19 protein-coding genes are annotated in these 21,876 nt (G+C 64.6%); 6 read left to right on the top strand and 13 right to left on the bottom strand.

Annotated features, from left to right (window positions below):
* Nucleotides 1–11: 11 nt before the first annotated feature.
* On the top strand, nucleotides 12–782 hold the full coding sequence (locus tag BJF89_RS05950) for a LysE/ArgO family amino acid transporter (protein ID WP_255372498.1): 771 nt from the start codon (nucleotides 12–14) through the stop codon (nucleotides 780–782).
* Between the two features lie 4 nt (nucleotides 783–786).
* Here the strand turns inward: BJF89_RS05950 and BJF89_RS05955 are convergent, their stop codons facing one another.
* Complete coding sequence (locus BJF89_RS05955) at nucleotides 787–975, bottom strand: hypothetical protein (RefSeq protein WP_075813106.1); 189 nt, start codon at nucleotides 973–975, stop codon at nucleotides 787–789.
* Entirely contained in the window at nucleotides 933–2,102 is a 1,170-nt protein-coding gene (locus BJF89_RS05960) for a hypothetical protein (RefSeq protein ID WP_075813108.1), read from the bottom strand. Before BJF89_RS05960 ends, BJF89_RS05955 begins: the two co-directional genes overlap by 43 nt.
* A 190-nt stretch (nucleotides 2,103–2,292) precedes the next feature.
* Here BJF89_RS05960 and BJF89_RS05965 point away from each other — a divergent pair, with 190 nt between their 5' ends.
* A complete protein-coding gene (locus BJF89_RS05965) occupies nucleotides 2,293–3,363 on the top strand; it encodes a glutathione S-transferase family protein (RefSeq protein ID WP_075813110.1) in 1,071 nt (356 codons plus the stop codon).
* Here the strand turns inward: BJF89_RS05965 and pntB are convergent.
* From pntB to BJF89_RS19865, 7 genes are all read right to left on the bottom strand, one after another.
* Nucleotides 3,360–4,841 (bottom strand): Re/Si-specific NAD(P)(+) transhydrogenase subunit beta, encoded by a 1,482-nt coding sequence (gene pntB / locus BJF89_RS05970; protein ID WP_075813112.1) that lies wholly within the window; start codon nucleotides 4,839–4,841, stop codon nucleotides 3,360–3,362. The genes BJF89_RS05965 and pntB overlap by 4 nt on opposite strands.
* Before the next feature lies 1 nt (nucleotide 4,842).
* On the bottom strand, nucleotides 4,843–6,378 hold the full coding sequence (locus tag BJF89_RS05975) for a Re/Si-specific NAD(P)(+) transhydrogenase subunit alpha (protein WP_075813114.1): 1,536 nt from the start codon (nucleotides 6,376–6,378) through the stop codon (nucleotides 4,843–4,845).
* Between the two features lie 345 nt (nucleotides 6,379–6,723).
* The gene (gene gatB, locus BJF89_RS05980) at nucleotides 6,724–8,241 is read right to left on the bottom strand and encodes an Asp-tRNA(Asn)/Glu-tRNA(Gln) amidotransferase subunit GatB (protein WP_075813116.1); all 1,518 of its coding nucleotides are present in this window, start codon (nucleotides 8,239–8,241) and stop codon (nucleotides 6,724–6,726) included.
* 11 nt (nucleotides 8,242–8,252) lie between these two features.
* Nucleotides 8,253–9,278: a bile acid:sodium symporter family protein gene (locus tag BJF89_RS05985; protein WP_075813118.1), complete on the bottom strand. Its 1,026-nt coding sequence runs from the start codon at nucleotides 9,276–9,278 to the stop codon at nucleotides 8,253–8,255.
* A 398-nt stretch (nucleotides 9,279–9,676) separates the two neighbouring features.
* Nucleotides 9,677–10,705 carry an ATP-dependent 6-phosphofructokinase gene (locus BJF89_RS05990; protein WP_075813120.1) on the bottom strand — a complete coding sequence of 343 codons (1,029 nt, stop codon included), beginning with the start codon at nucleotides 10,703–10,705 and terminating at the stop codon, nucleotides 9,677–9,679.
* A gap of 18 nt (nucleotides 10,706–10,723) precedes the next feature.
* Nucleotides 10,724–12,112, bottom strand: coding sequence for an MFS transporter (locus BJF89_RS05995; protein WP_075813396.1), 1,389 nt, complete (start codon nucleotides 12,110–12,112; stop codon nucleotides 10,724–10,726).
* Between the two features lie 82 nt (nucleotides 12,113–12,194).
* A complete protein-coding gene (locus BJF89_RS19865) occupies nucleotides 12,195–12,878 on the bottom strand; it encodes an NUDIX domain-containing protein (protein ID WP_075813122.1) in 684 nt (227 codons plus the stop codon).
* Between the two features lie 105 nt (nucleotides 12,879–12,983).
* On the opposite strand from BJF89_RS19865, the gene BJF89_RS06005 reads away from it, so the two are divergent.
* From BJF89_RS06005 to BJF89_RS06015, 3 genes are read left to right on the top strand one after another with little or no spacing between them, the layout of a single operon-like run.
* A complete protein-coding gene (locus BJF89_RS06005) occupies nucleotides 12,984–14,804 on the top strand; it encodes an ABC transporter ATP-binding protein (RefSeq protein WP_222843804.1) in 1,821 nt (606 codons plus the stop codon).
* Nucleotides 14,801–16,555 carry an ABC transporter ATP-binding protein gene (locus tag BJF89_RS06010; RefSeq protein WP_255372499.1) on the top strand — a complete coding sequence of 585 codons (1,755 nt, stop codon included), beginning with the start codon at nucleotides 14,801–14,803 and terminating at the stop codon, nucleotides 16,553–16,555. Before BJF89_RS06005 ends, BJF89_RS06010 begins: the two co-directional genes overlap by 4 nt.
* A 29-nt stretch (nucleotides 16,556–16,584) precedes the next feature.
* Complete coding sequence (locus BJF89_RS06015; RefSeq protein WP_075813126.1) at nucleotides 16,585–17,244, top strand: TetR/AcrR family transcriptional regulator; 660 nt, start codon at nucleotides 16,585–16,587, stop codon at nucleotides 17,242–17,244.
* Between the two features lie 29 nt (nucleotides 17,245–17,273).
* Here the strand turns inward: BJF89_RS06015 and gatA are convergent, their stop codons facing one another.
* Nucleotides 17,274–18,782 carry an Asp-tRNA(Asn)/Glu-tRNA(Gln) amidotransferase subunit GatA gene (gene gatA / locus BJF89_RS06020; protein ID WP_075813128.1) on the bottom strand — a complete coding sequence of 503 codons (1,509 nt, stop codon included), beginning with the start codon at nucleotides 18,780–18,782 and terminating at the stop codon, nucleotides 17,274–17,276.
* 19 nt (nucleotides 18,783–18,801) lie between these two features.
* Nucleotides 18,802–19,107, bottom strand: a complete 306-nt coding sequence (gatC, locus tag BJF89_RS06025) for an Asp-tRNA(Asn)/Glu-tRNA(Gln) amidotransferase subunit GatC (RefSeq protein ID WP_075813130.1) — start codon at nucleotides 19,105–19,107, stop codon at nucleotides 18,802–18,804.
* 141 nt (nucleotides 19,108–19,248) lie between these two features.
* Between gatC and BJF89_RS06030 the strand changes: the two genes are divergently transcribed.
* The gene (locus BJF89_RS06030; RefSeq protein WP_255372500.1) at nucleotides 19,249–19,896 is read left to right on the top strand and encodes an amino acid-binding ACT domain protein; all 648 of its coding nucleotides are present in this window, start codon (nucleotides 19,249–19,251) and stop codon (nucleotides 19,894–19,896) included.
* 23 nt (nucleotides 19,897–19,919) lie between these two features.
* On the opposite strand, the gene BJF89_RS06035 is transcribed toward BJF89_RS06030, so the two are convergent.
* Entirely contained in the window at nucleotides 19,920–20,918 is a 999-nt protein-coding gene (locus BJF89_RS06035) for a hypothetical protein (protein ID WP_075813134.1), read from the bottom strand.
* Nucleotides 20,919–20,982: 64 nt separating this feature from the next.
* Nucleotides 20,983–21,873: a hypothetical protein gene (locus BJF89_RS06040; RefSeq protein ID WP_075813136.1), complete on the bottom strand. Its 891-nt coding sequence runs from the start codon at nucleotides 21,871–21,873 to the stop codon at nucleotides 20,983–20,985.
* Nucleotides 21,874–21,876: the final 3 nt, after the last annotated feature.

The raw sequence follows: 21,876 nt of genomic DNA on the forward strand, positions 1-21,876 counted from the left end.
GGCTCTTGCCCGTGCTGAACGAAAACTTCCTCCCCGTCCTCCACATCGGTCTCGCCGGCCTGGTGTTCCAGCTGTCCGTGATCGCGGCAGTCGGCCCGCAGAACGTCGTTCTGCTGAAACAGGGGGTCAAACGCTGGGGAGTGGGGCTGGTCGTCTCGGTCTTCATCCTCGGTGACCTGATCCTGCTGCCACTGGGCACCGCGGGTGTCAGCGTCGTCACCGACAAACTTCCGCTTCTCCTGGAGATCCTGCGTTGGGGAGGCGTCGCCTACCTGCTCTGGTTCGCCTTCACCTGTCTGCGGGACGTCCGCCACCCCACCGGAATCGACAGTGCCGTTCCGGACCACGCCCCCGAATCCGTCTCACCAGACCCTGTCGTGTCGTCCGAAGGGCCCGTCCCCATCGCCGACTACCCACACGGAGAAGGCCAGGTGACGACCGTCGCCCGCGCCCTCCCCCGCCCCGTCGGGACTCCCCTACGCTCCCGCCGGACAGTCGCACTCGCGGCGCTCCCCACCGCACTGGCCGTGACCTTTCTGAACCCCGCGGCCTACGTCGACGGCATCGTCGTGTTCGGGACGATGGCCAACCAGTACGACGACACCGGAAAATGGATGTTCACCGTGGGCGCGGTCCTCGGATCCTCCCTGTTCTTCCTCGTGGTGGGGTATGGAGCCCGCCTTCTCAGTCGCCCGTTGTCCAGCCCACGGGTGTGGCGATGGATCAACCTGGCCATCGGCCTGCTGATGATCGGCATGGCAGCCCGTCTCGCCCTGGGATGACCGGTCAGAACGGGTTGCCGCCGCCGACTGCCAACCATGCCCCCGCGGCACCCGCCAGTCCGATGACCGCGAACACCCAGGCGGAGGCCAACGGCCGGGTGGCCCAGCCCCGGGACGCGTCTGCCGCATATCGTCCCGGCCCGGTGAAGGTCAGGACAAGACCTGCGAGGCCGAGAAGCGCCCAGAACTGCACCTGGGGACTGAGAGTGTACGGCCAGTACCCCGAATCCCAGATCGACAGGTTGTGCAACGCGAGGAAGCCTGCGACAACCACTGTGAGAGCGCTTCCCACCGGCGTGAGAAGGCCGAAGACCAGAAGTCCTCCAGCCACGATCTGGCGACCGGCACCGCGACCGCCAGGATATCGGCGAAGTTGTAGGCGGCCAACGTCTGTTCGAAAGCGCTGATACCCGGGTCACCACCGAAGGCGAAGAGTGTCTGCAGCCCACGTACCACGAGCAGAGCCCCGACCACGACACGCAGGATGAACAGCCCGAAATCAAGCGTCCCCCGCCTCGGATCGGCGTCCATGTCCCCGGCCCGGGGCGCCCGGTCCACCGCCGCATCTGCTGACTCAGGATCATCAGGGGAGACGACCGTGCGGTCGTCCGTGGTCGGCCCGGCAGCCACCGGGGTCGTTGCAGCCGTCCCCGCCCCGGTCGCGCCTGCGGCGAAGACCGAGGTCTCCGGGGCATCCTGCCCCGTCCCCGAGTCCTCCGCGAACGTCGACGAACCGTCTGCGTAGGCCGGGTCCGCCACACCGGAAGCACCTACCGAACTACCGAACGCACGGGTTTCGTGCTGTTCCTCCTCGCCGGGGACGCCGTACGCGGGATCGGCGGCCGCGGCACCGAAGACCTCGGTACGGTCACCGTCCGAGGACGCCGGAGTGCCCGCAGGAGTACCCGTCGGCTCGGCGGTACGCGGTTCGATACGCTGCGGCCGGGCCCTGCCCGACATCGCGTAGATGTCCCGCTTCGGCTTCGCTTCCCCCGCATCGGCCGAACCCACACCGTCGGTGTGCTCTGTGGCATCCGTGACGGCCGTGGCCTCCGGTGCCTCCGGTGTCGACGGCGTCTCCGGCGCATTCTGCTCCCGTGCGTCGTCGGTCACCGGTACGTCCCGGGTCTCCCGGGACGTACCACCGTCCGCTCCCGGCACTGCCAGGGGCCGCGTCGCCTCCGGGACATCGATCCCGTCCACTGAGTCGATGGCATCGAACAGATCGTCGTCACTGTGGTCTACGCGTCCGGCAGGGGTGGTCGAGTCCTCGCTGCGTGGCGTCCCCGACTTCTCCGGATTACGGTCAAACAATCCCATGGTCTTCCACCTTCTGCGCCGCCGGCGTGGTGACCTCTGGCGCCAGATCTCGTGCTGGTCCGTGTGCTCGTTTCCGCATGGATACGTGCGTCAAGCCTATGCTAGAACCCGGGCGCAACCGCGTAGGACGACACGGTATGTCGCACCCGCAGGACAGAACGCAGGACACAGCGGACACAAGGAGGACACCATGGGGTATGTCGCCAGCGGGGACGAAGGCTTCAACAGGGACATGAACTACATCGACGACCGCATCGTCGCTGATCCGGCCGGGTTCAGCCCGGCCTCCACATCCTCGGGGCAGGGGCAGCCCTGGCCCGTCGAGGCCGGCCGGTACCGACTGGTCGCTGCCCGGGCCTGTCCGTGGGCTCACCGGGCCGTCATCGTCCGTCGCCTCCTGGGGCTGGACGGAGCCGACGCTCCGGAAGATCCTGCACCCCTGTCGCTGGGGTTGGCAGGCCCCACCCACGACTGGAAGTCCTGGACATTCGACCTCGACCCGGACTCCGTCGACCCGGTACTCGGAGTAGGTCGGCTGCGCGACTGCTATCTCCACCGTTACGCCGAGTACCCCAAGGGCATCACGGTTCCCGCCCTGGTGGACATCGAGTCAAAGGCGGTGGTCACCAATGACTTCCGGACACTGGTCCAGGATTTCGTGACCGAATGGACTCCCCTGCACCGGGTCGGAGCACCCGACCTCTACCCCACCGACCTCAGGCCGGAGATAGACGATATCGCCGACCGGGTGTTCCGGACAGTGAACAACGGTGTCTACAAGTGCGGGTTCGCAGGCTCTCAGGCCGCCTACGAAAAGGCGTTCTCCGAGCTGTTCGCGACGCTCGACATGCTCGAGGACCGACTTTCGGAGAACCGGTACCTGGTGGGTCGGCACATCACGCTGGCGGACATCTACCTCTTCGTTACCCTGGTCCGTTTCGACATGGTCTACCACGGTCACTTCAAGTGCAACCGGTACACGATCTCCAGCAGGCCGAACCTCTGGGGCTATCTGCGGGACCTCTTCCAGACTCCTGGCTTCGGAGACACCACGAACTTCGGCCAGATCAAGGACCACTACTACATCGTCCACACAGACGTGAACCCCACCGGGGTCGTGGCGGTCGGGCCGGACCCGGCAGGGTTCATGACGGCTCACGGCAGGGAGCGGCTCGGCGGGTCCCCCTTCGGCGAGGGCACCGCACCGTCCGCGCCGCGTCCCGACGACGTCCGGCCGGGTGACGGCGTCGAGGAAATCTAGAGGGCTGCGGTGATCGCCTCGACGGACTGCTTGGCGTCGCCGAGCAGCATGTCGGTGTTCTCGTTGAAGAACAGCGGGTTCTGCACACCTGCGTAACCTGAGCCCATCGAGCGCTTGAAGACGATGACCTTGTCGGCGTCCCACACCTTGAGCACCGGCATGCCGGCGATCGGAGAACCCGGCTCCTCGGCGATCGGGTTGACGGTGTCATTGGCACCAATGACCAGCACGACGTCCACGTCTCCGAAGTCGTCGTTGACCTCGTCGAGTTCCAGGACGATGTCGTAGGGCACCTTGGCTTCGGCGAGCAGGACGTTCATGTGACCGGGAAGGCGACCCGCAACGGGGTGGATTCCGAAGGTGACGTCGACCCCCTGCTCGCGCAGCTTGGCCACCAGGGAGGCCACCGGGTACTGCGCCTGTGCCACCGCCATGCCGTAGCCCGGGGTGATCATGACAGACTTCGCACCCTTGAGCAGCTCCGCGGTGTCCTCGGCAGAAACTTCGGTGTGCTCACCGTAGTCACGGTCGTCGCCGCCGGAGGAGTCGGCACCGAACCCACCGAGGATCACGGAGATGAACGAGCGGTTCATCGCCTTACACATGACGTACGACAGGTAGGCACCGGAGGAACCGACCAGCGATCCGGTGATGATCAGCAGCGGGTTGGCCAGCATGAAGCCGGCTGCCGCAGCGGCCCATCCGGAGTAGGAGTTCAGCATCGAGACAACGACCGGCATGTCGCCGCCACCGATGGCGGCCACCAGGTGGATACCCAGTGCCAGGGCGAGCACCAGCATGATGCCCAGGATCGTCCAGGAGAGCGCCGTATTGTCGGTGCCGGCGGCGATGAACACGCCCATGCCGACCAGGGAGACCACAATGACCAGCACGTTGAGCATGTTGCGTCCCGGCAGCATCAGCGGGGAACCGCTGATCTTCCCGGACAGCTTCAGGTAGGCGACGATCGAACCGGTCAGGGTCACGGCACCGATGAAGATACCGAGGTAGATCTCACCGAGGTTGAATCCGGCGACGTCCTCGTCGGATCCGGACTTCTGGATGAACGAGTTGATGCCGATGAGCACGGCAGCCAGTCCCACGAAGCTGTGGAGCATCGCAATGAGTTCCGGCATGCCGGTCATCTCGACCTTGCGGGCCCTCGGGATGCCGATGGCCGCACCGATGAGCATCGCCACGGCGATGAGCAGCAGCGTGACCCACGGGCTGTTGTAGTTCTCGGTGTCGTCGGCAGAGGCCACGACGGCCTTGACGATGGTGGCGATCAGGGCGATCGCCATACCCGCCATGCCGAACCGGTTACCGCGTGATGCGGTCTGCTGCTTGGCCAGCCCGGCCAGCGCAAGGATGAACAGCAGGGCGGCGACGATGTACGCCAGGTTGGTGACCTTGTCTGTCCATTCCAGGACAGACGCACTCGGACCGTTGGCAAGAATCAGCTGGTTGGTCACGTTCATGTCAGTTGCCTCCCTCGAACATGGTGAGCATGCGCCTGGTGACGAAGAAGCCACCGAAAATGTTGATCGAGGCCACGACAATGGCGATGAACGCCAGGACAGCCACGGCGATGTTGGATGAGCCGACCTGGAGGATCGCACCGACCAGGATGATTCCCGAGATGGCGTTGGTCTCGCTCATCAGCGGCGTGTGCAGCTTGTGGGTCACTGCGGTGATCACGTAGAACCCGACCACCACGGCCAGCATCAGGACCATGTACTCGTCTGCCACAGCCAACGGGCTGGCCAACACCAGGGCAATGCCCAGCAGACCCGCCAGCAGCTTCCACGGCAGGGTGGATTTCGCCGGCGCCTCCTCCTCGGACGGTTCGACCGTCTCAGCCTTCGGGCTCGGCGCAGGAGCGGCCGAAACCTTCACCGGAGGCGGCGGCCACAGGACGTCGGCGGGAGAGCCTGCTTCACCGGCTTTGGTGACGGTGATACCACGCACGATCTCGTCCTCGAGATCCAGCACCGCTTCACCGTCTTTGCCGGGAGTCACCAGTTTGAACAGGTTCACGACGTTCTGCCCGTAGAGCTGCGACGACTGTGCGGGCAGGCGTCCGGCCAGGTCGGTGTAACCGATGATCTTCACACCGTTGTCGGTGGTGGTCACCTCGCCGGCGACGGTGAGTTCGCAGTTTCCGCCGTTGGCGGCAGCCATGTCGACGATGACGGAACCGGGCTTCATCTTCGCCACGTCCGCTGCCGTCAGCAGAACCGGTGACGTACGACCCGGAATATTCGCCGTGGTGATCACGATATCCGCAGCTGCCGACTGCTCGGCGTAGAGCTTCGCGGCGGCGGCGGCCTGGTCCTGCGTCATCTCCTTGGCGTATCCGTCGTCGGACTTCTCCGAGGCCGTGGGGATAGCCACGAACTCCGCGCCCATGGACTCCACCTGTTCGGCAGTCTCCGGCCTCAGGTCGGTGGCCTTGACCACCGCGCCCATCGAGTTCGCCGTACCGATGGCCGCCAGTCCGGCGACACCGGTCCCGATGACGTAGACGGTGGCCGGCGGGACCTTACCCGCAGCAGTCACCTGACCGGTGAACAGACGTCCGAAGGTGTTCGCGGCCTCGATGACCGCGCGGTATCCGGCGATGTTGGCCTGGGAGCTGAGCACGTCCATGGACTGAGCACGGCTGATCCGGGGAACGGTGTCCATCGCGACGGCTGTGACGTTCTTCTCTGCCAGCTCAGCGACAAGCTCGTCATTACGCGCCGGCGCGAGCCGCGAGATCAGCATCGCTCCGGACTTCAGCGCGGCGCGGTGGTCGGCGGACGGAGTGTCGAGAGTGGTGACGATGTCGGAGGACCATACGTCCTCGCCGACGATCGTGGCCCCGGCGGCCTCGAACTGGCTGTCGGGGAAGTTCGCCTGGTCACCTGCGCCGGCCTGGACGGCTACGTCGTAGCCGAGCTTGATCAGTTTGCCGACGGTGTCAGGTGTCGCCGAGACCAAGGTTTGTGGTTCCCGGGGGATACCTATGAGCAACGGAGGGCTCCTCTGGTGCGTGGTCGATCGCTCCGGAATCACACGGGCCCCTCCCGGATGGTGGCTGGAGGTTCCGCGCGCGTCCAGACGTCAACCCAGTCATTGGGTACACGTATGTTAACGTCCGGTTTATTATGCACATGTAGCTGACTGTCCAACGGAACTTCCGAAATTTTGCCCGGATCTTCCGCCAGCAGAGTCCTAACCACCCCCGAAACTGCAGCTACACTACCCCCGTTGCCGCTATTCGGATCCAGTTTTCCTTTTCTCGCCCCAAAGGAACATTTTTACAGCTAACGTCCCCGCCTCCACCCGGTCGGCCCCACCGACCGGGCACGACCGACGTCAGGCCAGTTTCGTCGCGATCAGTTTGTTCACCTGAGCAGGATCCGCCTTGCCCCTGGTCGCCTTCATGACCTCGCCGACGATTGCCCCGGTGACCTTCTTGTTTCCCGCACGGTACTTCTCGACGATGTCAGGATTAGCCGCGATAGCGTCATCCACCGCCTTCTCGATTGCGCCGTCGTCACGGACGACCTCGAGACCACGTGCCGCCACGACGTCATCCACGTCCCCTTCGCCCGCCAGGACACCGTCGACCGCCTTACGCGCCAGCTTGTTGGTCAGCTTCCCCTCCTTGACCAGCGCGCTGACCCTGGCAACCTGGTCCGCGGTGATCTGCAGTCCCTCTAGCTCAACGCCAGCTTCCTTGGCTTTCTGGGCGAGGTAGGCAACCCACCAGCTACGTGCCTCTGCCGGGGATGCACCGGCCTCGACGGTGGCGATGATCAGGTCGAGCGCGCCAGCGTTGACCAGGTCGCGCATCTCCTCGTCCTTGAGACCCCACTCCTCCTGGATGCGGGCGCGACGGATCCACGGCATCTCGGGAAGGGTCTCACGGATTGCTTCGACCCATTCCGCGGGCGCCAGGACCGGGGGAAGGTCAGGGTCGTTGAAGTAGCGGTAGTCGGCCATCGTCTCCTTGACCCTGCCCCGGGAGGTGGTGCCGTCGGCCTCCTGGTAGTGACGGGTCTCCTGAATGATCTCGACGTCATTGACGAGGCATGCCGCCTGGCGCTGCATCTCGAAACGTACGGCCTGCTCGACAGACTTCAGCGAGTTGATGTTCTTCGTCTCGGTGCGCGTGCCGAACTCCGACGTCCCCAGCGCGCGCAGAGACAGGTTGGAGTCCACACGCATCGACCCCTGGTCCATGCGGGCGTCCGACACTTCGAGAGCCTTGACGAGGTCACGCAAGGCGGTGACGTAGGCGCGGGCGATTTCCGGAGCGCGCTCCCCCGCACCCTCGATCGGCTTGGTCACGATCTCGATCAGCGGAATCCCTGCACGGTTGCAGTCCACCAGAGACGCCGTCGCACCGTGAATACGGCCGGTTGCCCCTCCAAGGTGGGTGAGCTTTCCGGTGTCCTCCTCCATGTGGGCCCGCTCGATCTCGATACGCCACGGAGTGCCGTCGTCGAGGACGATGTCCAGGTAGCCGTCGTGGGCGATCGGCTCATCATACTGGGAGATCTGGTAGTTCTTCGGCTGATCCGGGTAGAAGTAGTTCTTCCGGGCGAAGCGGGAGTACGGGGCGATCTCGCAGTTCAGTGCGAGACCGATCTTGATGGCCCACTCCACTCCCTGCCGGTTGACGACGGGCAGGGCTCCGGGGAGCCCGAGGCTGCAGGGGTCGACATTGGTGTTCGGCGCGTCACCGAACTCCGCCGAGGAGGCGGAGAACATCTTCGTCTGCGTCGCCAGTTCAACGTGGACTTCCATACCCATTACGGGGTCGAAGCGCTCGAGCACCTCATCGAAGTCCATCACATCATCGGAGTAATCGTTCACCACGGCAGTCATGGTGGACAAGTCTAGTGGATGGCCTCTGTACCGTCGCTGGGGCGGTGCTCTCTTCGTGCCGTCCGACCGTCGGCAGCGCGGCACAGTGCGGCGAAGATCGCACCCGAGAGATTGTGCCACACCGAGAAGATCGCGCCGGGCAACGCCGACATGGGTTCCATGTGCTGGGCCGCCAACCCGGCGGCGAGTCCGGAGTTCTGCATGCCGACCTCGATCGCCATGGTGCGTCGCACCCTCACCGGCTGTCCCGTGACAAGCCCCGCGCCGTACCCCAGCACCAGGCCGAGGGTGTTATGGAGTACCACGGCGACGAGGACGAGCAGCCCCGCTTCGAGCAGGTTGTCACGGTTACCTGACACGACGATCGCCACGACAGCAGCGATGGCGAACACCGAGATCCAGGGCAGGGACGGCAGAATCCGCTCGATCACCGAGGGAAGGAAGAACCGGAACACCAGTCCGGCAACGACAGGAACGAGTACGACCTGCACGATCGACAACGCCATGGAGCCCCCGTCCAGCGGCATGTACTGGCCCGCCAGCCACAACGTGAGCAACGGAGTCAGCAGTGGTGCCAGCAATGTGGAGACTGAAGTCATCGCCACGGATAGGGCGAGGTCACCACGGGCCAGGTACGAGACCACATTCGACGCCGTACCGCCCGGCGCGCACCCGACGAGGATCACCCCGGCGGCGATGGCGGAGGGTAGACCGAGCACCCACACCACCAACAGCGCAGTGAGGGGCATGATCACGAACTGCGCCACTACCCCGATGACAACAGGTAATGGGCGCTTGATGACGAGGAGGAAGTCACGGGGCTGCAGGGTCAGCCCCATGCCGAACATGATCAGGCCAAGTAGCCAGTTGGTCCAGCCGGAGGTCGCGGTGGACAGGCCGTCGCCTCCGAGGAAGCCGACGATGCCGCCGACAATCACCAACAGTGGGAAGCCGAGGGATGCGATGTAGGCGCTACGGTCCTGAGAAGACTCAGCGTGTCGCGTGGATGGTTCGGTGGAAGCAGACGAGGATGACATGACACTTTCATGGGAGGGGCATAGTGCTGCAATGTCGAGGTCAGGTCATGGCCTCAGGAATCACAGTGAAATCCGGCGGTGAGCGACACACTACAACTCTGTCGGCCGTGCGGATTGCTCCGGGGAGACATAAGCAGGTGATCATGCATCGTCGTCCCCAGTCCGGCTGCTGTGGAAACCTGCTGTTCACCATGTATTTCACTAACACGTTGAACAAGGACTCAGCTATATGACGGCTCCCGAGAGTCTCAGTCTTCCCTTCACCGAACTTTTCGATTCGTCGCGTGGGCTTGTGCGATGCGCGTGGGCAGACGAGCGTGACCCGGGGACAACTACGTCTACGACGGGTGGGATGAAGCTCTCACCAATCTCGGAAGGCACCTCGAGACCCGTTGGTGTCAGCCGATCAGCGCACCGACTGAGTCGATACGCTGCTGCGGCACAACCTTGAGGTGGCCGACGGCATCGTCGAAGGAGACCAGTTCAATGCGTTCGCCGTGCAGGGCGACGACCTGGCCTGTCTCCCCACGCAACGCGGCTTTGGTGGCATGGACGGCGTACCGTGTCGCCAGCACCCGGTCGAACGCGGTGGGGGTGCCGCCACGCTGGATGTGTCCGAGGACCGTGGAACGGACGTCGGTGTCGAGCCGGTTCTCGATCTCGTGCGCGATCTTCGCTCCGATATCGTCGAACTTCTGGTGGCCGAACTGGTCGATCGCCCGGTCCCCGATATCGAACGTGCCCTCTTTGGGCACCGCGCCTTCGGCGACGACGATGATGCCGTACTTCTCACCCAGTTCGAAACGACGGGACATGCGTTTGCAGACTTCGTCGATGTCGAACGGGACTTCCGGGATCAGAATGTCATGTGCGCCGCCCGCCATTCCCGCATGCAGTGCGATCCACCCCACGTGCCGCCCCATGACCTGCACGATCATCACGCGGTTGTGTGATTCAGCGGTCGTGTGCAACCGGTCGATGGCGTCGGTGGCGACGGCCACGGCGGTGTCGAATCCGAAGGTGTAGTCGGTGGCGTTGACGTCGTTGTCGATGGTCTTGGGAACACCGATGACCGGAACGCCGTTGTCGTGGAGCCACTGTGCGCCCTTGAGTGTGCCCTCTCCGCCGATGGCGATGAGGACGTCGATACCCGCATCCTTCAGGTTGGCTTTCACCAGGTCAATCGACTCCTTGAACGTAGCGGTCTTGAGCCGTCCGGTTCCCAGGATCGTGCCGCCGCGGATCAGGATCCGGTCGATGTCCTCGTCGTCGTACAACTGGACCCTGCGATCCTCCACCAGCCCCTGCCAGCCGTCCTCGTACCCGATGACGGTTGCTCCTCGGCCTGCCGCTGTACGGACGACACCCCGGATGACGGCGTTCAGTCCGGGGCAGTCCCCTCCACTGGTCAAGGTTGCGATACGCATGGTGACGATCCTAGTCAGCTACTTCCCCGCCTGCGACTGGTGCAGGTTGTTGGTCGACAACAGGGACGAGGTCACCCCCACGATCATCATGGCGGCGGGGATGAGCACGGAGAGGCCGAACGCTGTACCGGGGTCGTCGACGGTCAGGCGCCACTGCATCATCGCTCCAACCGCCGCCACACCGACGACCGAACCCAGTTGTCGTGTCTGGTTGTAGACGCCGGACCCTGCCCCCATCTGGTTCATCTCGAGATCACGCATGGTGGACGCCGAGTTCGGCGCCCAGACCAGTGAGTTCCCGATTCCCAGACCGATCAACGGAATGATCGTCCAGTAGTGATGTTCACCGGAGGCCATCACCGCGGTCATCCCGACGATGGACAGGGCCATCACCGTGAAACCCGACGCCCCCAGTCCGCGTGAGCTGTACCTGTCCGTCAGACGTCCCACGATCGGTGACAGGACCAGCGACGTGGCGGCCTGGGGCACCAGCATTATTCCGGCCTGCAACGGGCTCAGCCCGTGGACCTGCTGGTAGTAGAGCGTGAACGGCAGGGGCACGCTGGCCACGGTGAACCCCATACTCACGATGCCGATGTTGCCCAGCGAGAAGTTGCGGACGCGGAACAAGCTCAGCGGCATCAACGGGTCACGCCCACGGTGTTCGGCGACGACCTGCTGACGGACGAACAAGGCGAACAACATGAAGGACACGCCGATCATCAGCCAGATCCACCATGCCCAGTCCATGCTCTCGCCCTCCTGCAGTCCGAAGACGAGAAGAAACACAGCGAGGACGGACAACACGATGGAGAGTGGGTCTATACGCCGGGCGGCCGGCGGAAAACGCGGTACCCACACCATGACCGCGATGATCGACAACACCCCGATAGGCACGTTGATGAAGAAGACCCACTCCCAGCCGACAGTGCCGGTGATCAGGCCGCCGAGCAGCGGACCGCACAGCGTGGACAGCCCGGCCGTGGCGCCCCATACGCCGAGCGCGGAGCCACGCTTGTCACGGGGGAAGATCCGGTTGATCACCGCCATGGTCTGCGGAGTCAACAAGGCAGCCCCGAGCCCCTGTACTGCGCGGGCGGCAATCAGTTCCTCGACGCTGCCTGCCAGGCCGCACCACAGCGACGAGCAGGTGAAGACCGCCATGCCGGCGACATAGACATTCCGGGGGCCGAACCTGTCCCCGAGTCGACCGGTAACCAGAAGCGGTACCGCGAAAGTGAGGAGATACGCGGACGTGACCCAGATGACCTGGTTGTAGTCCGCGTGGAGCTGTCGCTGAAACTCGGGCGTCGCCACGGCCACGATGGTCTGATCCAGCAGGATCATGAAGAAGCCGGTGCAGAGGGCGAACAGGGCAGGCCACGCGTCTTTTGCCGGTAACGGCATCGTGGGATAGTGAGGCGCCGGTGCTGCCGGAGCGTTCGTTTCGGTCACGTCGGACCAGTCTGCCACGAAGCCGACCGGAATGTCAGTCCCGTTCCTGCCCCTTCATCCGTTCACGGAGACCTGGCAGCGCGTCTCGAAACGGCGGGATCAGCGGCAACTCCGCGACCTCGTCCAGGGGGCACCACGCCAGGTCCGCGCTCTCCGCTGACGGGAACAGCTCCAACGGGGAGTCACACGCCCCCAGTACCGTCGTATAGGTCCATTCCCCGACACTGTCGTCAGGGGTCTCCCAGCACAGCTGCCCGTTCATCGTGACTGTCAGTGGATACCCTGTCTCCGGGTGGGTGATCCTGTGCGCCCGCACAGCATCCAGGAGTGAACCTCCTCGTTCAGCCGCTGCCGTCACCGGTGCCGCCAACACCATGTCTTCCGGGGCCAGCGGAACCCTGACCAGTACATGGGAAAGCTCGGCGCGGGCGGTGACGAGGTGGTCGGAGACCTGCACGTCGGCAGGATCCACCCCGGTCTCCTCCTGCGTCTCCCGCAGGGCGGCGTCGACCGCCGACTCCCCCGGCTCCACCGCTCCCCCGGGGATCCCCCAGGTGCCTCCGAAATTCGTCCAGTTTGCCCGATGCTGGACCAGCAGGAGCGTCGTGTCATTTTCCCGTGTGGTGAGGAAGAGGCCCGCCGCGCCGAGCGTGCCCCACCGTCGGGTGCCGTCGACGCCGACCGCCCACCCGTCACCGTGCAGTGCCTGTTGGGTCATGAGGACAAGGGTACGCCTTTTCGCGTTCCTGCCCTTGTGGGACAGCCTCTGTCCGCATATCATGAAAGCCATTCATTATTACCTATGGCATACCTACGGAGTCCCATGTCACCCGCAGATCCGACACCCGGTACGTCTCCGGAGGAAAAGGCGCAGAACGCCGGCACAGCGGCCCTGAGAGATCTGCTGTCTCCGGTGTCCGGCTCCCTGGCCACCGGTCGCGTGCTCGCCGCACTCTCCGCGATTTTGTCCGTCATCCCTTATGTGGCGCTGGTGAAGATCGGTGAGGTCCTCCTCCACGCCTCGGCGACCGGAAGCGGTGTCGACGGTCTCGCCGTCAGACACTGGCTTGTCATCCTCATCGGCACATTCAGCGCGCGCCTGCTCATCTACTTCGGCGCCCTCACCGTGACTCACCTCGCCGACGTCCGCGTGGGCCACACCATCCGTGGCGATCTGGTGGCTCGTCTGGCGAGGGTGCCACTGTCCTGGTTCAGCGCAACGAACTCCGGTCGGGTCCGCAAAGCGCTGCAGGACGACATCACCACCGTCCACCAACTCATCGCCCATCAACCGGTCGAAGGGACGAATGCGGTCGTCATGCCACTGGCGCTGATGGTCTACGCCTTCATCATCGACTGGCGCCTCGGACTGCTGTCGATCGCGACCATCCCGCTGTACCTTGTCTCGAACCTGGTGATGTTGCGTGGAATGGGTGAAAAGACCGCGGAAATGGACAGGAAGCTCAGCGACGTGTCCGCGCGGATGGTGGAGTTCGTCACGGGCATCACCGTCGTCAAGGCTTTCGGACAGGTGGGGCGCGCCCACAGCCGGTATCAGAAAGCCGCCGACGATTTCTACAGTTTCTACTTTGCCTGGTGCCGGCCCATGATCCGAATGGCTGCACTGGGTCAGTCGACGCTCGCCGTACCCCTGATCCTCCTGGTCAACCTCGGCGGCGGCGCATGGCTGGTCCGTCACGACTATGTGTCGGTCGCGGATGTGACGGCTACGTCGCTCATCGCTCTGCTGGTCCCGTTCGCCATCGAAGTGGGGATGAACTCGCTGTGGTCGCACCAACTCGCAGGTCAGGCCGCGCTCCGACTGTCGACACTTCTGGGCACCCCGGTGCTCCAGGACGGCAGAGCAGAGCAGGAAACACGCGGCCACACCCCCGGCACCGGAAAACACGACGTCGTCTTCGAGAATGTGACGTTCGCCTACGACGGATCCGACACCCCGGCGGTCGACGACGCCACGTTCAATCTGCGCGAGGACACCGTCACCGCACTGGTCGGACCATCAGGATCAGGGAAGTCCACCATCGCCACTCTGCTGGCACGTTTCGCGGACCCGGACTCCGGTTCCGTGACCATCGGCGGCATTCCGGTCGCCGACATACCCGAGCTGTATTCACACGTAGGTTTCGTCCTTCAGGACCCGCAGTTGCTCGGTATCAGCATCCGCGACAACATCGCGCTCGGCCGTCCCGATGCCAGCGAATCACAGATCCGTGACGCCGCCCAGGCCGCCCACGTTCTCACGGAGATCGAGGCGCTCCCCGATGGTCTCGACACCGTCCTCGGCACAGACTCAGGTTTGTCCGGCGGGCAGGCCCAGCGCATCGCCATCGCGCGAGCACTACTTGTCGACGCTCCTGTCCTGGTCCTCGACGAAGCCACGGCCCTGACCGACCCAGAGGCGCAGCATGAGATCCAACAGGCACTGTCGACCCTCGTCCAAGGGCGCACCGTCCTGCTGATCGCGCATCGTCCCGAGGTGATCACCGGAGTCGACCAGATCGTTCTCATCGACGACGGTCGTGTCATCGCGACCGGAGACCACGACAGCATGCTGTCCCACCCCGGCTACGCCCGCCTGTGGAACACCGCCCAGACCGACCACTCCGAAGGATCAACGCAGTGAACCTCCCTCTGACGGATATCATCGCCCGCTGCCGCAGGATGCTCGCACACCCTGAGGCGATGCAGTCCGTGATCATCATCGCCGTCATCGCCGGTCTCCTCGAAGGTGCCGCCCTCGGCGCGCTCCTGCCCGCAGTGACTGCCCTAGCCACCGGTGGGGCAGTATGGGGTCTCGGATTCTCCGGCTGGTTGTGGGCCCTCGGCGGACTCACACTGATCACCTTCGCCGCCAACTACCTTTCCAACCGGTGGGGCTACTCCGTTGCCCTGGACTTCCTGAAGAACATCCACCGCCTCGTCGGTGACCGCGTGACCCGGCAACCCCTGGGGTGGTTCGCAGCATCCCGGGCCGGCAGGCTCTCCCGCATCGTCTCCACGGAGCTGATGACCACAGGTGAGATCCTCGCTCACATGATCGTTCCCCTGATCAGCAGGACGGCGTCCGCCGGTGTGATCATTGTGGTCTCGTGGTGTTGGGATCCGTTGCTGGGACTGGTGCTGACCGTGGCCGTCCCTGTTTTCATTCTGTTGACAACGGCGTCGACGGCCCTGATGCGCCGGGCAACCCGCCGTACGACACCGGCACAGGAGGAACTCGCTGAGCGCATCGTGGAGTTCGCCCGGTGCCAGGGGGCGCTGCGTTCCTGTGGCCGTAGCGGGGACTTCACACCCCTGCGTCGCGCGATGGAGGACGCTCGATCGACAAAACTGAGGGCTCTCGGCACCGAGACCGCCGGGCTCCTGCTCAGTGGTGCCGCTACGCAGGGGGTGATCGTCATGCTGATCACCGTCACCGGCTCCCTCGCCGTATCCGGAGTACTGGAACCGGTCCCCGCGCTGGCTTTCATCGGGTTGGCGATGCGTTTCACCAGTACACTATCCACAATCACCGAGAGCGCCATGGGCATAGAGGGACGGCGTGCCGTCCTCGACGGACTCGACGAGGTCCTCACCGCAGAACCGTTACCTGAGCCGTCCACCCCCGCAGAACTGACCGACCCGGGGTCCGTGGCGCTGGACCATGTCACATTCGGCTACTCGGCGAAGACGCCTGCACTCCGTGACGTCACTCTCGATGTCCCTGTGGGGACGATGGTCGCGCTGGTGGGACCGTCCGGGTCCGGTAAGACGACGATAGCCCGGTTGATCAGCAGATTCTACGATACGGACACCGGAACAGTCCGCGTCGGCGGTGTTCCGGTGGCCTCCCAGACGACGAAGCAGTTGATGGCACAGCTGTCGATGGTCTTCCAGGACGTCTACCTCTTCGATGACACCCTGCTGGAGAACATCCGTGTGGGACGTGAAGATGCCACTGACGAGGAGGTCCTCGAAGCGGCGACCTTGGCCGGCGCCCACCACATTGCCGCGCGACTGGCGGACGGGTGGAACAGCCGCGTCGGTGAAGGTGGCAGGGCCCTGTCGGGAGGCGAACGCCAGCGTGTATCCATAGCCCGGGCCGTGCTGAAGAAAGCGCCGATCGTCCTCCTGGACGAGGCGACCAGTGCCCTGGACGTCGAAAACGAGGCCAACGTCGTCGCTGCGGTGGATAGGCTGCGCGCACAGTCCACGGTGGTCACGATCGCGCACCGCCTGGACACCATCGCCCGAGCTGACGTCATCGTGCAGTTGGATAGCGAGGGGCGCATCGAGGCACAGGGGTCTCACGAGGAACTGATGCAACTGGACGGCACCTACGCCCGGTACTGGAGACATCTCCACGATGCCCAGGGGTGGCGGCTGGTGGAGTAGACGGGAGGGCGCCCACTACGCTGGGGAGCATGACCGGCTCACCTCGCGCACCTCTGTCCACCGGGAACCCCGGGAGGAAAACCGGGCCGAAGCCGTCCTTCACCCGAACGGACGTACTCGATACAGCTCTCGAGCTCGGGATCGCTGACTTCACTCTGTCCGCCATCGCCCGGCGCCTGGGTGTTGTCACCCCGGCGTTGTACCGGGTCTTCCCGTCACGCGACGCCGTCCTTGACGCCTGCCTGGCGCGAGTTGCCGCGACGATCCGGACTCCAGAGCCGGACACTGCATGGCAGGACGCGTTGCGCCTCTGGGCGTCCGAGTGCTGGCGCATGTGTGAGGAGGTCCCCGGACTGGCCAGGACGTTGTACGCCTATCCGACCGCATTCGCCCACATCGAGGACCCCTTGCGCGGATATGTCCGTGTGGTGGAGGAGCACGGCAGATCCCGTATGCAGGCCGCGTTCGCCCTGGACTTCATCGGGGACACGGTGATGGCCTGCCGCCTCGGCATCGAAAGCATGCGGGCGACTGACGCCGCCGGCACGTCGGGCCTCGAACGGGTGCAGGACAGGATCAGCGCGGACCATCTCTTCCAGCCGGACGATTCCTGGTCGGAAAGGGGCTTTGTCGACGTGAAGGTCGACTTCATCATCGAGGGACTGGAGCGCCACTGGCCGGAGGTCTGACCCCCGGCCACCGGCCCGGCTCAACAGCGCTACCGTCGGCCCGCCTCGAAGGCCGCACCGACACGGTACAGGCGGTCATCACCGTGTGCCGGCCCCATGATCTGCAGGCCGACCGGAAGCCCGGTGTCTGCGGACAGAGGTCCGGGGACGGACATGCCGCATACACCGGCAAGGTTGAGCGGCAGGGTGCACAGGTCGAAGAGGTACATCGCCAACGGATCGTCGGCCTTCTCCCCCAGCTCGAAAGCCGTGGTCGGGGTCACCGGGGACACCAGGACGTCGACCTCGGCGAATGCCTTGGCGAAATCCTGGGCGATGAGGTTACGGACGCGCTGCGCCTGCAGGTAGTAGGCGTCGTAGTAACCGACCGAGAGTGCGTAGGTGCCCAGGATGATGCGACGCTTGACCTCCGGCCCGAAGCCAGCGGCACGGGTAGCGGACATGACCTGGTCTGCAGAGTGGTGTCCGTCGTCGAGCTGACGCTGCCCGTACCGCATCCCGTCGAAGCGGGCGAGGTTGGAGCTGACCTCGCACGGCAGAATGAGGTAGTAGGCGTTGAGCGCGTACTCGAAGCTGGGGCAGTCAACCTCGACGATCGTCGCGCCCTGCGCCTTGAGCTGCTCCAGTGAGGAGCGGTAGCTCTCCGCCACACCGGCCTGCAGGCCCTGGACCGTCTCCAACTGCTTGACCACGCCGACGGTCACACCGGTCAGGTCGCCGTCGGCACCCTGCCGTGCCGCGTCGACGACGGGGGCGACCGGGCGCTCGGAGGACGTGGAGTCCTGCGCGTCATGGCCTGCGATGACCTCATGCAGCAGTGCGGTGTCCAACACGGTCCGTCCCGTGGGTCCCCCCTGGTCAAGGGATGACGCGCAGGCGACGAGGCCGTACCGCGAGACGGTGCCGTAGGTCGGTTTGACCCCCACGGTGTTGGTCAGCGCCGCGGGCTGGCGGATGGATCCGCCGGTGTCCGTGCCAATCGCCAACGGAGCCATGCCGGCGGCAAGAGCTGCAGAGGAGCCACCGCCGGAGCCACCGGCGGTTCGGCTGAGGTCCCAGGGGTTGTGCGTCGGTCCGTAGGCCGAGTTCTCGGTGGACGATCCCATCGCGAACTCGTCCATGTTCGTCTTACCCAGGATGGGGATCCCGGCCTCGCGGATGCGCCGGGTGACCGTGGCGTCGTAGGGGCTCATGTAGCCCTCGAGCATCTTCGAGGCACAGGTCGTCGGTGCATCGGTGGTGACGAAGACATCCTTCAACGCCAGTGGAACACCGGCCAATGCGGAGGCAACGTGCCCGGAGGCGATGTCCTTGTCGGCCTTCTCAGCTGCCGCGAGAGCCTCTTTCTCCCCCACGTGGAGGAATGCGTGGACGGCCTCGTCGACGGCGGCGATCCGGTCCAGATGCGCGCGGGTCGCGTCGACGGAGCTGACGTCTCCGGCGTGGATCTTCTCCGCGAGTTCTGCGGCGGTCCAGGTCGTCAGGTCCGAGTCGTCCCGACTGCCGACGGTGTAGGTGGTGCTGTTCACTTCGCTCATTTCGCTGTCGTCTCGCCCTCTACTCGCCCAGGATCCGGGGAACCTGGAAACGCTGCTGTGCCTGCTTCGGAGCCTGGTCGAGGGCCTGTTCAGCAGTGAGTGACTCCTGGGGGACGTCCTCACGCATCACCGACACTGCGCCGTCGACGTTCTGGGTGGGGTGGCTCAGGGGCTCGACACCGGCGGTGTCGACCTCACGCACGGCGGCAACGGTTTCCACGATGCCGTCGATCTGGGCTGCGTAGTGGGTGAGCTCGTCCTCGGTCAGGTCGAGGCGGGAGAGCCTGGCGAGGTGCGCGACCTCGTCACGGGAGATCTCGGACACAGGTGGGTCCCCTTTTCGTCTTCGCTGGGTTTACCCCGACCACTCTAGTAGGACGCTGCGTCGCGCGTACGCTCACCCCGGTTCGCTACAATCGGGGCGTCCACCGTCCTATTTTCGCTGAGGTACACCTTGTCCTATCTGATGCGCGTCCGTCTTCCCGATGTTCCCGGCACCCTCGGGCTCATTGCCGCCACGATGGGAACGATCGACGCGGATATCCGCAGCGTGGATGTGGTCGAGCATGACCCTGACGGCACTGTCGTCGACGATGTCGTCGTCGATCTTCCTGCGGGCCGCCTTGCGGACGCACTGATCAGCGCCGCGCAGGAAGTTGACGGGGTCTACGTCGACTCCATCCGCCCGTTCTCCGGAACCGTCGACCGCCGGGGCCAGATCAGCCTGCTCGCCGAACTGGCGCGGCATCGTCGCCGTACCGTTGACAGCCTCCAGAAACTGATCGACGCACTGCCGAAGTCGATGTCGGTCCAGTGGGCGGTCATCCTCGAATCCGGGGAGAAGACCAGGCGCGTCGCCGCCTCATCCTCCGCGCCTGAGGACGACGGGCGGGTGCTGTCCGAAACTCCCGTCGCCGAGCCCCGTGCTCTGACCGACCGTGACACCTGGGTGCCGTCGAGTTGGACGGTGATGGATTCTGCCTTGGCCGCCACTCCCCTGTCCGGTACGGACTACATCCTCATTCTCGGGCGGCCAGGCGGCCCGGATTTCCTACTCTCGGAGATCGAGCATCTCGGTGAGGTCGGCGAGATCCTCGGCGCGCTACTGAGCTGACACTTTCCGGCACCTTCCGGGAATCACTGCCCGGGTGGGCGGTAGCCGGTCACCTCCTCGCCGGGGTGGAGCTGGTTCCAGACGTCCTGGATGCCCTCTCTTCCGAGAGTGAGATCGTCACACAGATGCAGCTGCCAGTGATAGCCCTGTGCAGTCCACCGGTGAGCGTCCACATGCTCCTCACAGCGGAAGTCGGTGTCAGGGAGGTGCCTGGACAACGCCATGTTGGGTCCTCTGGCCTCAAATTCTCCGGTGACGTCATTGCGGCGTGGCACAGCTGTCGGGGTGAGATCGAGAGTGACCGGTAGTGACTCCAGCTCTGATTCACTCTCGACAACGTTGTCCACGAACCACTGTCGGTTGCCTCTGGTCTTCTCCAGCTTCTTCCGTTCCCGCGCGGTCACGACGGGGCCAGTCCACGTGAAGAGGTCGTCGTCCAACGGCTGGCCGATCTCCGGAGCCACCAACTTCTCCCGGTACGTGGAACCGTCGAGCTGCAGGGCGAGCACGTGCAACGACGCCTGGTCAATCCAGACCCGGATTCCGGATATCACGAAACTCCACGAACTTCTCCCCTCGACGGAGTCTTCTTCAACCGGGCCATCGGGCTGAATATTATCGTCGGTCCAATGTGCAGCTGGAGGAGGGAGGACAAGCCACTGGGCCTCCCCGGAGTAGACCAAAGCTCCGCCGTAACTGGCGGTTGCGCCAGCGACAACCAGCGGACGGGCATGATCCTCCCGGAAAAACCACGCCTGACTACCGTCGGATATGTAGTAGGGTCGTCCATTCCTCTCGACCCGGATCTTCCGGCCGTGCCGCCACAGCTCCAGGGACGCAGGCTGGGCACCCCCTGCCTCATCTGTGCCCATGCAGCGCGGCCCCGGACCCCACCGGTAGTACGGGCCCATGAACGGGATGCTGGCAGCTTCGCCGTCATCCCACTGCACCCGTGCATGCAGAGTGCTGTCCGGTGTACCGACCAGCCGGGCTCGCAGGTCCTCCCAGTCCACGGTGCTCACCGTCCTTCCCGATCCCGCCAGCTGAAGCGTCGACGAACCTCTGAGGTCAGCTTGTCGTCGACGATCACCTCCGGGGAGAGAAAGGTGACCCGCCAGCTGTGATCACCCGAACGCCAGACAACATCAGCTTCACGTCGCGGTGCCTCCTGCTGCTGATCCACTGCGGTTCTCTCGAACTGGAACACCCCGGGGGTCCCCCGTACACGCTGCCTTCTTCGATACGCATCTGCTCAGGAGAAAGGTCCACCGTGCTCGACACCGTCAAGCGGGTCGCCAAAACATTCTCCCGGAACCACTGCATCTGGGACTCTTCCAGTGCTTGCAGGCTCTGGTGTCTCCGATCTTCGAGCTCAGCTTTCGTGATAGAAGGCCCCTCCCAGGTGAACAGCGAATCATCGAGAGCGATGCCGATTTCCGGGGATTCGAACCATTGCTCGTAGCCCTTCGCTTCCGGGGACTCATTCACTTCGCCCAGCGGGTACCCGGAATCGCGGTCGACCCAGATACGCAACGGCCCGACCTTGCGCGGTGGCGCTTTCAACGCCACTGTCCAGCAGTCCCGCCCCTGGAACTCCTCCACGGTGACCGGACCTTCGGGAGTCGTAAAATCAGATCCCTGCCAGTCGCTGGACCGCCTGGGAGCGCACAGCCCCTGTGCGGGACCGCAGTACAACACCTTCCGTGCATCACTAGCGACAGGACGTACGTCTGATCCTTCCACGTCGGCTGCCTCCTCGAAAGACCAGAGCGTCTCGCCATCGCAGACATAGTCGGGCAAACCGTCTTTCTCCACGCGGAGTTTCCTGCCCTGCCGCCACACTTCGTAACGAACGTCCGGTTCACCGTCACCACGTGTCTCCAGCATCGCGTGCAATGACGCGGACGGGTAGCCGAGTAGGACCGGGAGCAGCTCGTTCCACTCGATCGTGTCCTCCGGCCGACCCGTGGGGCTCATCGA

The organism is Corynebacterium sp. CNJ-954 (genome assembly GCF_001942345.1).
Lineage (GTDB): Bacteria > Actinomycetota > Actinomycetes > Mycobacteriales > Mycobacteriaceae > Corynebacterium.